This is a genomic window from Micromonospora salmantinae (genome assembly GCF_022230905.1).
Lineage (GTDB): Bacteria > Actinomycetota > Actinomycetes > Mycobacteriales > Micromonosporaceae > Micromonospora > Micromonospora salmantinae.
In genome coordinates this window covers 107648-122160 of record NZ_JAKKFG010000040.1, presented here as the reverse complement: position 1 = coordinate 122160, position 14513 = coordinate 107648, and the positions used below count along the sequence as shown (strand labels likewise).

Here is a 14513-nt window from a genome sequence, read left to right as displayed (position 1 = left end):
CCGTGCTACACGGTAACCGCATCAGCTGAGAGCGCGCTGAACGTCGGCTTGATGGATGCCGATGCAAGTAGGGCTCATGTCGACCGGTGGGCCGCCGTGCCGGGTCGGGCCCGACGTCAGGAGCGGGCGTAGACCTCGGGCTTGAGCACCCCGACGTACGGCAGCTCCCGGTAGCGCTCGGCGAAGTCGAGGCCGTACCCGACCACGAACTCGGTGGGAATGTCGAAGCCGACGTACTTCACCGGGACCGGCACCTTCACCGCGTCCGGCTTGCGGAACAGGGCGACCACCTCGACGCTGGCCGCCGAGCGCGACTCGAGGTAGCGCAGCAGCCAGGAGAGCGTGAGCCCGGAGTCGACGATGTCCTCGACGACGACCACGTGCCGACCGGCGATGTCCCGGTCCAGATCCTTGAGGATGCGGACCACCCCGGAGGAGGTGGTGCCCTGGCCGTAGGACGAGATGGCCATGAAGTCGAGCTCCGCCGGCGGGCCGTTGCGGCCCAGCGCCCGGGCGAAGTCCGCCATGAACATCACCGCGCCCTTGAGTACGCACACCAGCAGCAGCCCGTCGCCGACGTGGGAGTAGTCGGCGGAAACCTGCTTGGCCAGCTCCGCCGTCTTCTCGCGGATCTGCGCCTCGGAAATGATCACGTGGTCGATGTCGGCGTCGTACCAGGAGCCGTCAGCCATGACTCCTAGCCTGCCGTACGTCGGATGGCCTCCGTCGGCGGGGCCGCACCTTTTGGCGCGGTCCCGCCGAGGATTTTCCGGGCAAATAACGCTAAAGACATCAGTTGGTGCGTGACCGCCAGCGGCGGCCATCGTCGCTCGGCTTCCAGTCGGCCGAATCGTGGCTGTCGACGGTGAGGCCGGCCGCCGAGGCGGCGGCGAGGAGGACGAGGAACAGGAGGATGAACAGGAACTCCATGGCGGCGCTCGCTTTCGCATGATTGCTGTCGGTTTCGCCGCCGGTGCGCACCGGACTGAGACCAGTCTGCGACCTCACGAAGCGACCGGACAGTGGCAGGAATGCCATCGGTCATCGATTTACTGCCACCTGTCGGGTTACCCTCGTCACATGCTGCGGTCCGTTGCCGTCCTCGCCCTCGACCAGGTCGCTCCCTTCGAGCTCGGCGTGCTCGCCGAGGTGTTCGGCACCGACCGGACAGCCGACGGTTTCCCCGCCTACCGCTTCCAGGTGTGCAGCCCGGACGGCGCTCCCGTGCGCACCTCGTCCGGCTTCCACCTCACCCCGCACGCCGACCTCGGCCCGGTCGACGAGGCCGACCTGGTGGCCATCCCCGCGCACAGCCAGGGCACCACAGTCCCCGGCCCGGTGCTCGACGCGCTCCGCCGGGCCGACGCCCGCGGAGCGCACCTGTTCAGCGTCTGCTCCGGAGCCTTCCTGCTCGGCGAGGCCGGGCTGCTCGACGACCGCGAGTGCACTACCCACTGGCGGTACGTGGACGAGCTGCAACGCCGACACCCGCGCGCCCGGGTGCGGTGCAACTCGCTCTACGTCCAGGACGGCCGGTTGCTCACCAGCGCCGGCACGGCGGCCGGCATCGACGCGTGCCTGCACCTGATCCGCCAGGAGCACGGCTCGGCCACCGCGACCCGGCTGGCCCGGCGGATGGTGGTCCCGCCGCACCGCGACGGCGGTCAGTCCCAGTACGTCGAGGCGCCCATCCCGAAGGCGCCCGAGGCACCCACCCTCGAACCGGTGCTCGAGTGGCTGATGGGTCACCTGGACCGGACGATCACCGTGGAGGAGTTGGCCGCCCGCGCCGGCATGGCGCCCCGCACGTTCGCCCGCCGGTTCCGCGCCGAGACCGGCACCACCCCGCACGACTGGCTCACCAACCAGCGGGTGCTGCTCGCCCGGCGGCTGCTGGAGGAGACCCCGTTGAGCGTGGAGGCGGTCGCCGACCAGTCCGGCTTCGGCGACGCGGCCGCCTTGCGCCACCACTTCAGTCGCCGGGTCGGTGCCACCCCGCACAGCTACCGGACCACCTTCCGGGACCGGGCGCACAGCGGCTGAGACCGGCCGGGCAGGTCAGGTGGGGCGCACCGAATCCAGTCGGCCGTCTCGGCGCAGCACCCGGACACCGCCGGGCAGGTCGGCCGGGCCCTGACCGTGCCAATCGGTCACCAGGGCGTCCAGGGCGGCGACGTGCCGGTGCGACAGGGCAGCGGGCAGCGCGCCCAACTCGCGGGCCCAGGAGTGCAGCACCCGGCCGCGTACGGCGGGAACCAGGCCGAGCAGCGCCGGCACGGACAGCCCTCCGTCGGGGCACCGGGCCGCCGCCAGCGCCGTCCCCGCCAGCTCGTCGAGCGCGGCGTTGTCGGCGGCCACCAGCCGGGCGGTACGCGCCAGGTTGTCCACCACGCCCGGCCCGAGCGCCCGCACCAGCGCCGGCAGCAGGTCGCCGCGCACCCTCGAGCGGGCGTACGACGGGTCGCTGTTGTGCGGGTCCTGCCACGGGCTCAGCCCGAGCACGGCGCAGGCGGCGCACGTCTGCTCCCGGCCGATCTCCAGCAGCGGGCGCAGCAGTGGCACCCCGCCCAGATCGCGTCGGGCGGGCATCCCGGCCAGCCCTCGTGGGCCGGCGCCCCGGGCGAGCGCGAGCAGCACCGTCTCCGCCTGGTCGTCCCGGGTGTGCCCGGTGAGCACCGCGACGGCGTTCTGCTGCCGGGCCGCCTCGGTCAGCGCCTGGTAGCGGGCCTCACGGGCAGCCGCCTCCGGCCCGCCGGGACGCCCGGCCACCTCCACCCGGACCACAGTCGCCGACGCGAACCCGACACCTCGCCCCCAGGTGGCCACCGCCTCGGCGCGCTCCGCGGAACCGTCCTGCAAGCCGTGGTCGACGGTGACGAGCGTCGCGTCGCGGCCCAGCCGCGGCGCCACGAAGACGGTGGCCGCCGCGAGCGCGAGCGAGTCGGCACCACCGGAGCAGGCGACCAGCACCGGACCGCCGGACGGCAGACCGGTCAGGGCGCGGCGGACCGCCACCCGGATCGCGGCCACCGACGGAGCGAGCGCGGCCACCGGCGGGTGGTCAGCCAGCGGCCGGGATGGTGCCGGCCGGGCCGTGCACCCGGGCGACCCAGGCGTCCGGGTCACCCAACTCCGACAGGCGAGGCAGGGTCAGCGGCGAGTTGAAGATCGAATTGAACCCGTCCATGCCGACGCGTTCCACCACCCCGTGCACGAACTTGCGTCCCTCGGCGTACTGGCGCATCTTGACGTCCACCCCCAGCAGCCGGCGGATCGCCTTCTCCAGCGGGTTGCCGGCCTCCCGGCGTCGGTTGAACGACGCCCGGATCCGCTCCACGCTCGGGATCACCTGCGGGCCGACGCCGTCCATCACGAACTCGGCGTGCCCCTCCAGCAGGGTCATCAACGCGGTGAGCCGGTCCAGTACGGCCCGCTGTGCCGGGGTCTGCACGATGTCCAGCACGCTGGTGCGGCTCTCCGGGTCACGGACCGCGTCGGACAACGTGGCCACCCCGCGCCGCAACCGCTCGACCAGGTGCTCACTTCCGCTGGACGAGGCGTCGACGAACGCCTGCACCTCGCTGAGGAAGTAGGCCCGCATCCACGGCACGGCCGTGAACTGGGTGCGGTGGGTGACCTCGTGCAGACACACCCAGAGCCGGAAGTCCCGAGGGTCGGCGCCGAGCTTGCGCTCCACCTCGACGATGTTCGGTGCGACAAGCAGCAGCTGGCCCGGGTCGGCCGAGAAGACCTCGTACTGGCCGAGCACCCGGCCGGAGAGGTAGGCCAGCACCGTCCCCGCCTGCACCCCGGTGAGCCGGGACCCGATCGCCTCGGTCAACGCGCCCGGTTGCTTGTCGCCGGAGAGCCGACTCACCAGCGGTGTGATCACCTCGCGGAGACCGGCGATGTTTGTCGCGGCCCAGTCGCGGCGATCGACCACCCGGACCGGCGGATGCGACACCTGCGCCCGCAACCCCGTGTAGTCGGCCACGTGCCCGGCCGCCTCGTCCGTCAGCCGACGCAGGTCGCCGACCACGTCGGTGGCTTCCGCGTACGACACGCGGGGGCCAGACTTGCTCAACGCCCCCGCGGTGGCGGCGGCCAGATCCCAGTCCACGAACTGCGCCATGAACCCACCGTACCCGCGCCGCGACACCCCGGCCCGGGCTCGCGCCCTCGATCGACGCCGATGGCGACCGCGTCGCCCCCCGGACCGGCGACGGTCAGCCGCAGCCGCAACCGGCCAGCGCGGCGGCGATCCGGTCCAGTGCCGGCTGGGCGGTGTCCCGGTCCCCCGGCACCTTGTCGGTGAGCACCGCGAAGGTCAACAGCCGCCCATCGGCGGTGGTGACCAGGCCCGCGACGGAGTGCACGCCGGTCAGGGTGCCGGTCTTGGCCCGGACGCTGCCCGCGCCCGCGGCGGTGCCCGCGGTGTTGCGGTAGCGCTCGTTCAGGGTCCCGGACCAGCCGCCCACCGGCAGACCACCGAAGACGCCGGCCAACTCCGGATGGTCCGGGCTGGCGGCCAAGCGGATCAGATCGGTCAGCAGCGACGGGCTGATCCGGTTGAGCCGGGACAGGCCGCTGCCGTCGGAGACGCTGATCTCGTCGGCGGGCAGGCCCAGCTCCGCCACCTCGGCGTCCATGGCGGCGGCGCCGCCGTCGAACGAGGCGGGCTGACCGCGGGCCAACGCGACCTGCCGGGCGAGCGCCTCGGCCACCAGGTTGTCGCTCTCGCTGATCATGACGTCGACCAGCCGGATCAGCGGCGGAGACTGCACCACGCCGAGTTCGGTACCCGGTGCCGGGCTGGCACCGGCCGCCGCCTGAGGCGGGGCCGCACCCCGCTTCACGGAGTCGGTCGGCACCCCGAGCAACCGGGCGAACGCCTTGCCGGCGGCCAGGTCCGGCTCGGCGAACCGCGGGGCGGACCCGTGCTCGACACCCGGGTCGGTACGCGCGCCGTCGGTCATCAACGCGGTCACCGCGCCGCCCGAACCGCCGGTGGGGATGTCGTCGTCCCAGCCGGGGCCGTAGATCGGGCCGGAGTAGACCGAACCGTCGACTGTGACACTGGTCGGGGGCGTGCCGCCGAGCGCGGTACGCACCTGGGCGGCCAGGTCGTCGAGGCGCGCCGCCCCCGGGTAGTAACCCTTCTTGTTGATCGCGAGGGTCGGGTCGCCGCCCCCGACGATCACCACCTCGCCGGCCTTCGCGCCGGCCACGGCACGGGTGGGAATCCGGTAGCCCGGCCCCCGGGCCGCCAGCACTGTCACAGCGGTAGCCAGCTTCGTCACCGAGGCGGGCACGGTGCCGTCGTCCGCTCCCTTGGCGAACAGCGTCTGACCGGTGATCACGTCGGCGACCGAGACGTTCACCCGGTCGCCCAGGGCGGCGACGCCGACCAGTGGATCGAGCACGGCCCGAACCCCGTCCGGGGTGGGCACCGGGGCGTTCGAGTCCGGGCCGCCCAGCACGTCCGACGGGGCGGGTTCCGGAGTCACGCCGACAGCGTTCGGCCCGGACCCGGCGTCGTCGCCCAGCCATCCGGCGACCGGGCCGGGACGGGTGATCACGACTCCGACGCTGGCGAGCACCAGCAGGAGCACGGCGGCCAGCACCACCGGCAGCCGTCTCCGGCGGCGCGACGCGGCGACTGCGGGCGCGGGCGCGGCGTCGGCGGGTGCCGGCAACGCGGAGATCGGCGGGCCCACCGGGGGGACGCCGCCGGGGCCGGTCGGCCCGGGATCGAACGACGGGCTGAGCGGCGCAGGGCTGACCGGGACCGTGGCACTGCCGCGTGGCGGGCCGCTCACCGGTTGCTCACCGCCGGCTACCGGGAAGTGACCCGCGTTCGGAGCGGGCGACGCCGGCCCGGCCGGCGGGCGCCAGGGCAGCGGCGGGGGTCGCTCGGGCACCGTCTCCGGTGCCGGGGTCGGTGCGTCGGGAGCCCGTGGAAGGTGCGCCTCCGGCACCGGGACCCGCCCCTTGGCACTGCCGGAGCCGGATCGTCCGGTACCGTGCGCGGAGCCCCCGTCCGGGCGGTAGTGTGAATCTTCCCTCCCCACGACCCCCTCCTCCCCCAGCGAAAATCGGCTTGGGTGACACTACTTCGGTCCGAAGACTATGCGGCGGCCGGAGTCGGCGGGTGGGCATTCACCTGTCCGGAGGGCCGCCATTGGTTCCGTTAGCCAGCGTGGGCAGACGAGGGAGCGTGCAGATGGATTTCGACGTGACGGTTGAGATCCCCAAAGGTCACCGGAACAAGTACGAGGTGGACCACAAGACCGGCCGGATCCGGTTGGACCGCACCCTCTTCACCTCCACCCAGTACCCGGCCGACTATGGGTTCATCGAGGGCACGCTGGGCGAGGACGGCGACCCTCTGGACGCCCTCGTGCTGGTCCCCGAGCCGACCTTCCCGGGTTGTCTGATCCGCTGCCGCACCATCGGCATGTTCCGGATGACCGACGAGAAGGGCGGGGACGACAAGGTCCTCTGCGTGCCCTACGAGGACCCCCGCCAGGAGCACCTGCGCGACATCCACCACCTGGGCGAGTTCGACCGCCTGGAGATCCAGCACTTCTTCGAGGTGTACAAGGACCTGGAGCCCGGCAAGTCGGTGGAGGGCGCGACCTGGGTCGGCCGCACCGAGGCCGAGGCCGAGATCCACGCCTCCTACCAGCGGGCCCGCGACGCCGAGGCGCGCGGCGAATCCACCCACTGACGACCGCTGACGCACCGGGCCCGAGGGCCGCTCAACCGAGCAGCCCTCGGGCCCGGTCGTACAGGTCGAGCACCGCGCAGGCGATCGGCACCACGGCGACCACCAGGGCCGTGTCGGTGAGGTCAGCGATCCTCCCGAGGTACGGCGAGACCGGCCGGCGGGCGTACCCGGTGCCGCTGGCGACCGCCACCAGGGCCAGCGCCGCCCCGCCCAGGACCAGCACCAGCCGCCCCGTCTCGTCGGCCCGACCGACCAGCACCGCACCCAGCGCCGCGTAGCCGGCCAGCCCGGCGAGCACCGTTGGCACCCGGTGTCGCAGCGCCACGAACAGCCGCGACCTCAGCAGCAGCACGGCCGAGGTGACCGCCACCAGCACCCGACCGGCCGTGCCACCGGCGGCCACGAGTACGACAGCGGTGGCCACCACGAGCAGCGCGTGGCCGATCAGCATTCCGGTGAGCATCTCCTCGGTGCGGATCACCGCGGCGTGCACCCGGCCCCGGTCCGGCAGGTCCCGGACCCGCTCCGGCTCCTCCGCGGAGGTGGCGGCCGGCAGGGTGATCGGCGGCAGGGGTAGCTTGCCCAGCCGGATGGCCAGCAGCGGGATCACGCCGACGGCGAAGACCAGTGCGCTGAGCAGCACCGCCGCCGTCCCGGCCGTGGTCATCAGCAGCCCACCGAGCGCGGCCCCCGCACCGATCAGGCCGACAGTGACACCGGCCACGAAGACCCGCAGCCGACTGGCCACCCCGAGGAGACCGATCAACGCCGCCAGCAGCAGCGCGACCGAACCGGCCAGCAGTTCGGGAGCGCCCACCCAACGGGCCGGCCCGAACGGTCCGACCGGGTCGCCGGAGCCGACGGCCAGGGCACCGGCAGTGAACGCGTAGGGCAGCGCGTAGCCGCCGAGCGTCGCCCCGGCGGCGCCGTCGCCGTTGGCACGGGAGGCGACAGTGGCGGCCACGGTGAGCACCAGCGCCACCGCGACGGCCGCCAGCCAACCGGCCCGCTGCGTCGGGCCACCGGAGAGCAGGGCGAGCAGCCCGACCGCGAGCGGTACGGCGGCACCGGCCAGACCGGCTGCCCGGGTGGCGGTGGGCGACCAGGCGCCGCCCCGGCGGCGAGCGCCGTCGGCGATCGCCTCGATGACGTCGTCGTACTCCAACTCGGGCCAGTGCGCGCGGGCCGGCACGAGGTGCAGCACCTCGCCGTCGCGGACCCCCTGCGGCAGCAGCGCCTGTGCGGTCACCAGCAACGCCCCGTCGGTGCGGCGGAGCACCCAACCGCCGTGCTGCTCGCCGTCGTCGGCGAGCCCGACACCGGCGTGCCGGAGCACGTCGGGCAGCAGCTCGGCCAGGGGCACCTGCTCCGGTAGGGCGACGTCCACCCGTCGTTGCGGCGCGCTGATGGTGACGCGTGCCAGCCCGGTAGTCATCGACTGGTCTCCATATCGACTGGGATCGGAGGCTGCGCGGACGACAGGACTTTACCTACCATGAGCCAGGCTCGGGTTACCCAGCGCTGTCAGGAGGCCGAGTGTCCACCGTCGTCATCAAGCGCCCACCGCGCCGACCAGCGCCGGAGATTCCCGCCGGTGAGCTGTCGGTCGACGCACCGCCGGAGATCCCCGTGGTGACCGGCGGGCGGTGGCAGCAGCTGCTCATGCTGCTGCCCATGCTCGGCGGCACGGTCGCGATGGCGATGATGTTCGGCCGGGGCGGCGGGGCCTACTCGTACGTGGTGGGCGGCATGTTCGGGCTCTCCTCGTTGGCGATGCTCGTGACGTCCTGGGGCAGCGCCTCCGGCACCCCTAAGAAGTCCGAGATGATGGCCGCCCGCAGGGAGTACCTACGCCACCTGGCCACGCTGCGGCGGCGGGTCCGGCGGACCGCGGGCCAGCAACGGGCCGGGCTCTACTACCGGCACCCGGATCCGGGCCGGCTCTGGTCGACCGTGGACAGCCACCGGGTCTGGGAGCGGCGCCCCGCCGACCCCGATTTCGCCGTGGTGCGGGTCGCCGTCGGGCCGCAGACACTGGCCACCCCACTGATCCCACCGGTCACCCGGCCGCTGGAGGAGCTCGAGCCGATGACCGCCGGCGCGCTTCGCCGCTTCCTGGACGCGTACTCCGTGGTGCCGGACCTGCCGGTGGCGCTGTCGCTGCGCAGCTTCGCCCGGGTGCACGTGCGACCCGCCGGCCGCGGCAGGGCGACCACCCCGACCACCGGTGGGCCACCCACCGGCGACCCGGCGGCGCAGGCCCTGGTCCGGGCCGTGCTGACCCAGCTCGCGGTCTTCCACGCCCCCGACGAGCTGCTCGTCGCGGTCTGCGCCGGGCCCGAGCGCCGCGCCTGCTGGGAGTGGGTGAAGTGGCTCCCGCACGCTCACCACCCCGGTCGCACCGACGCGCTCGGCCCGGTACGCCTGGTCACCAGCTCGGCCGCCGAGTTGGAGTCGCTGCTGGCCGACGTGCTGGCCACCCGGTCCCGGTTCAGCCCGGCCGGCCCGGCCACCGACGGCCCACACGTGGTGGTGGTCCTCGACGGCGGCGACCTGACCGGTGCCAGTGACCTGACCGGCGACGGCGGCATCGACGCGGTCACAGTGCTGGACCTGGACACCCCTCCGCCCCGACTGCTGGACCGGTACGCGCTGCTGCTGGAGTTGCACGGCCGGCGGCTGCACTCGCGGTCGTCCGACGGGTACGCCGAGGTGGGCACCGCCGACCAGTTGGATCTGGCCGACGCCGAGGCGGTCGCCCGACGGTTGGCGCCGCTGCGGCTCGCCGGCGCGGCCAGAGGGCCGGACGCCCCGCTCCAGGCCGACCTGGGCCTCCCCGAGCTGCTCGGTCTCGGTGACCCGGAGAGCTTCACTGCGGAACAGGGCTGGTTGCCGCGCTCGGCACGGGACCGGTTGCGGGTGCCGATCGGGGTGGGTGCGGACGGCGGCGCCATCGAGCTGGACCTCAAGGAGTCCGCCCAGGACGGCATGGGCCCGCACGGCCTGCTCATCGGGGCGACCGGCTCCGGCAAGTCCGAGCTGCTCCGCACGCTGGTGCTGGGGCTCGCCGCCACGCACAGCTCCGAGCAGCTCAACTTCGTGCTCGTCGACTTCAAGGGTGGCGCCACCTTCACCTCGTTCGACCGGCTGCCGCACACCGCGGCCGTGATCACCAACCTGGCCGACGCGTTGCCCCTGGTCGATCGCATGGTGGACGCGATCAACGGGGAGTTGGTCCGCCGCCAGGAGCTGCTGCGGCGGGCCGGCAACTTCGCCAGCGTGCGCGACTACGAGCGGGCCAGGGCGGCCGGCAGCCCCCTCGCCCCGCTGCCGTCGTTGCTGCTGATCTGCGACGAGTTCTCGGAGCTGCTCTCCGCCAAGCCCGACTTCATCGACCTGTTCGTGCAGATCGGCCGGCTGGGCCGGTCGCTCGGCGTGCACCTGCTGCTCGCCAGCCAGCGCCTGGAGGAGGGCCGACTCCGCGGGTTGGACACCCACCTCTCGTACCGGATCGGGTTGCGCACCTTCTCGGCGCTGGAGTCCCGGACGGTGCTCGGCGTGGCGGACGCGCACGAGCTGCCCCGCTCACCGGGCCACGGCTACCTGCGTGCCGGCACCGACCCGCTGGCCCGGTTCAAGGCCGCGTACGTCTCCGGTGCCGTCCGCCGTCGGGCCGCGCCGGGCGGCGTCGCCGCCGAGGGGGGCGCGCGGCTGCTGACCTTCACCACCCACGTCGTACCGGTGCCCGAGCCGGCGGCCCCGGTCGTGCCCGTCGTGGCGGAGGAGGAGGGCACCAGGACGCTGCTCGACCTGCTGGTGGACCGGCTCGTCGGGCAGGGCCCGCCGGCGCACCAGGTCTGGCTCCCGCCGCTCGGCCAACCGCCGGCCCTGGACGAGCTGCTCGGTCCGGTCGAGGTGCACCCGAAACGCGGGCTGACAGTGGGCAACCCGGAGCTGCACGGGGCACTCGGCGTGCCGATGGCGGTGGTGGACAAACCGTTGGAGCAGCGCCGGGACCTGCTCTGGCTGGCGCTGGACGGCGCTGCCGGGCACGTCGCGGTGGTCGGTGCGCCGCAGAGCGGCAAGTCCACCGCCCTGCGCACGCTGATCTGCGCGCTGGCACTCACCCACACACCGGCCGAGGTGCAGGTCTACTGCCTCGACTTCGGCGGCGGCGGGTTGGCCGCGCTGCGCGACCTCCCGCACGTCGGCGGGGTGACCGGCCGCGCCGACCCGACCGCCGTACGACGCACCGTCGGCGAGATGACCACCCTGCTGGTCGACCGGGAACGCCGCTTCGCCGAGTTGGGCGTGGAGTCGATGGCCGCGTACCGCCAGCGGCGGGCGGCAGCGGGGACGGTGGGCCAGCCGGGCACCGACCCGTACGGCGACGTGTTCCTGGTGATCGACGGGTGGACCACCATCCGCGGTGAGTACGACGACCTGGAGCCACTCGTCACCGACCTGGCCACCCGGGGTCTGTCGTACGGGCTGCACGTGGTCGCCACCGGGCTGCGCTGGCTGGATTTCCGCCCCGCGATCCGGGACCTGTTCGGCTCCCGGCTGGAGCTGCGCCTCGGTGACCCGGCCGACTCGTTGGTGGCCCGGCGTGCGGCCGCGAACGTGCCGGAGCGCTCCGGCCGAGGGGTGACCGCTGAGGGCCTGCACTTCCTGACCGCGCTGCCCCAGCTCGGTACCGCCGGTGGAGACACCGCCGGCCTGGTCAAGAGGGCTGCCGACGGGTGGGCGGGTGCTCCGGCGCCCCGGGTGCGGCTGCTCCCGCCGGTGCTGCCGTACGCCGATCTGGACCTCACCTCGACGACCGGGCTGCGGCTGCCGATCGGGATCGCGGAGGCGGACCTGCGTCCGGTCCTGCTCGATTTCGCCACCGAGCCGCACTTCGTGGTCTTCGGGGACTCGGAGTGCGGCAAGTCGTCGTTCCTGCGCGCGCTGGCCACGTCGATCATCACCCGGTTCACTCCCGAGCAGGCCCGGGTGATCCTCGTCGACTACCGGCGCAGCCTGCTCGGCGCCATCGAGACGCCACACCTGATCGGGTACGGCACCGCTGCGGCACACACCGCCGACCTGGTCGAGTCGGCCGCCGGTTACCTGGAGCGGCGGGCTCCCGGGCCGGAGGTCACCCCGCAGCAGCTGCGGGACCGGTCCTGGTGGTCCGGGCCGGAGCTGTTCGTGCTGGTGGACGACTACGACCTGGTGGCGGCGGGGCCGGCGAACCCGTTGCGCGCACTGGAGGAGCACCTGCCGCACGCCCGGGACATCGGGCTGCACCTGGTGCTGGCCCGCCGCTCCGGCGGGGCGAGCCGGGCCCAGTACGAGCCGATCGTGCAGCGCCTGCGGGAGCTGTCCACGGCCGGCCTGGTGATGGCGGGCAGCCCTGAGGAGGGCGCACTCGTCGGGCCGGTGCGACCCGGGCCGCTGCCGCCGGGGCGTGGTCGACTGGTCACCCGGCGGGAGGGCGTACGCCTTGTTCAGTTGGCACAACTGCCGCCGCAATGAGCTGACTCGCCGGTTCTTCCCGTGACGGGTGGGGAAACCGGTAATCTCCGATCGTCATGGTTCCGTCGGGATGAATGGCTGAGGATGTGACTGGGGTGCGGTACAGCGGTCCGTCAGCGGCCCGACGAGCGACCGGCCGGGCGCTGCTCGGCGTGGCCGCGGCGCTTGCCGTCGTGGCCCCGACCGCGGCAGCCGTGCCCGTCGCCGCGCCCACGAACGGTGGACAGCTCGCCGGCGCGCCGATGGCGTTCGCCCCCGGTGACGCCGTCGCCGGCACCGATCAGGTCCGCGACGAGCAGTGGCAGCTCGACGAGTTGCAGGCCGAGACGGCGTGGCGCAGCTCGACCGGCCGGGGCGTGACAGTGGCGGTGGTCGACTCCGGAGTGGACGGCAACCATCCCGACCTGGTCGGCCAGGTGCTGCCCGGCAAGGACCTGGTCGGCCCCGGTGGCGCCCCGGGCCCGGATCCGGTGGGTCACGGCACCACTGTCGCCGGCCTGATCGCCGGGCGCAGCGACGACAAGCGGGGCGTGGTCGGCCTGGCACCGGACGCCCGGATCCTGCCGGTCCGCGTGCTGGACGAGGAGAACCGTTACGACGACGCGCTGATCGTCGCCCAGGGGGTCCGCTGGGCTGTCGACAACGGCGCCCGCGTGATCAACCTGTCGCTGGGCGGCAGCGGCGACAGCCCGGCCCTGGCCGCGGCCCTGGACTACGCGTTCGTCCGGGACGTGGTCGTGATCGCCTGCACCGGCAACCTGGCCACCTCCACCAGCACCAAGGTCTGGTACCCGGCTCGTGAGCCGGGTGTGATCGCGGTGTCGGGTCTCGAACGCAGCAGCGACAACCTGTGGTCCGGCTCGATCACCGGCCGCGCGACGGTGCTCACCGCTCCCGCCAGCGGGCTGGTCGGCGCCAAGCCTCCCGGCGGGTACTGGCGGGTGCAGGGCACCAGCTTCGCCGCGCCACTGGTGGCGGCGACCGCCGCGCTGGTCCGGTCCCGCTATCCGCAGATGCCCGCGGGCGAGGTGGTCAACCGGTTGTTGGCCACCGCCCGGGACCTGGGCCCGACCGGGCGGGACGACCGCTTCGGGTACGGGGTGGTCGACCCGGTGGCCGCGTTGACCGCTCAGGTGCCGCCGGTGACCGCCAACCCGCTGGACGACCAGACGTCGCCGGGCGTGACCGGTTTCGGTCCGGCACCCGGCTCGGTCGACGACGATCCGGTGGCCGGTGCCGGTAGCGATCCACTCGGTCTCGCCGCATCCGGTCAGCAGAGCCGTTGGACGGCTCGGGCGGCCGGCGGTCAGGACACCTCCGCGCCGGAGCAACTGTGGACCGTTGTCGTGCTCCTCGTCGCTCTGGTCGGCGGTGCGGCCCTGATGGTGCGCCGGCTGCGTCAGCGGACCCGTTGATCGCGACCGGCCGCCAGGCCTGACCGGCTGCCCAGCCGGGTAGAACGGACCCATGAGTACGCACCAGGCGCCCACCCTCGCCCCCACCGGCCAGCCGTCCTGGCGGCACCGCCGATTCGACCCGGACCATGCGCTGGGTCTGCGGCTCACTCTCGCCGCGACGGCGGCGTTCCTGGTGCTGGTGCCGTTCGCGCTGCTCACACTGCTGGTGCTCGGCGCCTGGGCACCGCTGCACCGGCTGGACACGGCGGTCACCGACGCGCTGCACCGCTACGCCCAGGATCACCCGGCGTGGGTCGTGCTGATGCGGGTCTGGACCGAGGTGTTCGCACCGATGCCACTGCGCGCGGTCGCCCTGCTCCTGGTGGTCTGGCTGCTGCGCCGGGGAGCCCGCCGGGTGGCCCTCTGGGCGACCACCACCATGGTCGTCGGCGGGTTGCTAGGTCCGCTGCTCAAGTTGCTGGTCGGCCGGGACCGGCCGGAGTTGCTGGACCCGGTGGCCCGGGCCGCCGGTTACTCGTTCCCCTCCGGGCACGCGCTGAACGCCACCCTGGCCGCCGGGGTGCTGCTGCTGGTGCTCCTGCCGTACACCGGGCGGGGGGCGGCGCGGGCCGCGCTCTGGGTGGCGGCGGTCCTGCTCACAGTGGTGACCGGGCTGAGCAGGGTGGCCCTCGGCGTGCACTTCACCAGCGACGTGGTGGGTGGATGGTTGCTCGGTGTGGCAGTGGTCGCGGCCACCACCGCCGCGTTGACCAGTTGGCGGGCACACACCGGTCTGCGGCCGGTCCGGCCGACCCGCGACGGCGTCGCTCCCGAGGTCGAGCGGCAGCCGGGAGCGGCCTGAGGAG

11 protein-coding genes are annotated in these 14513 nt (G+C 73.7%); 5 read left to right on the top strand and 6 right to left on the bottom strand.

From position 1 onward, the window contains the following. Positions 1 to 116: 116 nt before the first annotated feature. Together hpt and PSH03_RS23375 are read right to left on the bottom strand one after the other, a co-directional pair. On the bottom strand, positions 117 to 692 hold the full coding sequence (gene hpt, locus PSH03_RS23380) for a hypoxanthine phosphoribosyltransferase (RefSeq protein WP_210780804.1): 576 nt from the start codon (positions 690 to 692) through the stop codon (positions 117 to 119). A 100-nt stretch (positions 693 to 792) separates the two neighbouring features. Further along, positions 793 to 1038: a hypothetical protein gene (locus PSH03_RS23375; protein ID WP_238667229.1), complete on the bottom strand. Its 246-nt coding sequence runs from the start codon at positions 1036 to 1038 to the stop codon at positions 793 to 795. 42 nt (positions 1039 to 1080) lie between these two features. Here PSH03_RS23375 and PSH03_RS23370 point away from each other — a divergent pair, with 42 nt between their 5' ends. After that, positions 1081 to 2043 carry a GlxA family transcriptional regulator gene (locus tag PSH03_RS23370; RefSeq protein WP_203121473.1) on the top strand — a complete coding sequence of 321 codons (963 nt, stop codon included), beginning with the start codon at positions 1081 to 1083 and terminating at the stop codon, positions 2041 to 2043. A gap of 15 nt (positions 2044 to 2058) precedes the next feature. Here the strand turns inward: PSH03_RS23370 and tilS are convergent, their stop codons facing one another. From tilS to dacB, 3 genes are all read right to left on the bottom strand, one after another. Continuing rightward, positions 2059 to 3051 (bottom strand): tRNA lysidine(34) synthetase TilS, encoded by a 993-nt coding sequence (gene tilS / locus PSH03_RS23365; protein WP_210780803.1) that lies wholly within the window; start codon positions 3049 to 3051, stop codon positions 2059 to 2061. Positions 3052 to 3061: 10 nt separating this feature from the next. Then, positions 3062 to 4132, bottom strand: coding sequence for an Rv3626c family coenzyme F420 biosynthesis-associated protein (locus tag PSH03_RS23360; RefSeq protein WP_091403614.1), 1071 nt, complete (start codon positions 4130 to 4132; stop codon positions 3062 to 3064). A gap of 94 nt (positions 4133 to 4226) precedes the next feature. Next, a complete protein-coding gene (gene dacB, locus PSH03_RS23355) occupies positions 4227 to 5696 on the bottom strand; it encodes a D-alanyl-D-alanine carboxypeptidase/D-alanyl-D-alanine endopeptidase (RefSeq protein ID WP_372494850.1) in 1470 nt (489 codons plus the stop codon). A gap of 527 nt (positions 5697 to 6223) precedes the next feature. Between dacB and PSH03_RS23350 the strand changes: the two genes are divergently transcribed. Further along, positions 6224 to 6730, top strand: coding sequence for an inorganic diphosphatase (locus tag PSH03_RS23350; RefSeq protein WP_210780802.1), 507 nt, complete (start codon positions 6224 to 6226; stop codon positions 6728 to 6730). Positions 6731 to 6761: 31 nt separating this feature from the next. Here PSH03_RS23350 and eccD read toward each other — a convergent pair whose 3' ends face one another. Continuing rightward, a complete protein-coding gene (gene eccD, locus PSH03_RS23345) occupies positions 6762 to 8165 on the bottom strand; it encodes a type VII secretion integral membrane protein EccD (RefSeq protein WP_238690417.1) in 1404 nt (467 codons plus the stop codon). Positions 8166 to 8266: 101 nt separating this feature from the next. On the opposite strand from eccD, the gene eccCa reads away from it, so the two are divergent. The 3 genes from eccCa (at position 8267) to PSH03_RS23330 (ending at position 14509) form a co-directional block, all read left to right on the top strand. Next, entirely contained in the window at positions 8267 to 12250 is a 3984-nt protein-coding gene (eccCa, locus tag PSH03_RS23340) for a type VII secretion protein EccCa (protein WP_238690416.1), read from the top strand. 74 nt (positions 12251 to 12324) lie between these two features. Further along, positions 12325 to 13665: a type VII secretion-associated serine protease mycosin gene (mycP, locus tag PSH03_RS23335; RefSeq protein WP_238690415.1), complete on the top strand. Its 1341-nt coding sequence runs from the start codon at positions 12325 to 12327 to the stop codon at positions 13663 to 13665. A 52-nt stretch (positions 13666 to 13717) separates the two neighbouring features. After that, complete coding sequence (locus PSH03_RS23330) at positions 13718 to 14509, top strand: phosphatase PAP2 family protein (RefSeq protein WP_238690414.1); 792 nt, start codon at positions 13718 to 13720, stop codon at positions 14507 to 14509. The last annotated feature ends 4 nt before the right edge of the window (positions 14510 to 14513 follow it).

Coding starts and splice junctions, on each gene's coding strand:
- PSH03_RS23370 (WP_203121473.1), top strand. CDS start 1,081: ATGCTGCGGTCCGTTGCCGTCCTCGCCCTCGACCAGGTCGCTCCCTTC.
- PSH03_RS23360 (WP_091403614.1), bottom strand. CDS start 4,132: ATGGCGCAGTTCGTGGACTGGGATCTGGCCGCCGCCACCGCGGGGGCG.
- PSH03_RS23375 (WP_238667229.1), bottom strand. CDS start 1,038: ATGGCATTCCTGCCACTGTCCGGTCGCTTCGTGAGGTCGCAGACTGGT.
- hpt (WP_210780804.1), bottom strand. CDS start 692: ATGGCTGACGGCTCCTGGTACGACGCCGACATCGACCACGTGATCATT.
- PSH03_RS23350 (WP_210780802.1), top strand. CDS start 6,224: ATGGATTTCGACGTGACGGTTGAGATCCCCAAAGGTCACCGGAACAAG.
- PSH03_RS23330 (WP_238690414.1), top strand. CDS start 13,718: ATGAGTACGCACCAGGCGCCCACCCTCGCCCCCACCGGCCAGCCGTCC.
- eccD (WP_238690417.1), bottom strand. CDS start 8,165: ATGACTACCGGGCTGGCACGCGTCACCATCAGCGCGCCGCAACGACGG.
- mycP (WP_238690415.1), top strand. CDS start 12,325: ATGGCTGAGGATGTGACTGGGGTGCGGTACAGCGGTCCGTCAGCGGCC.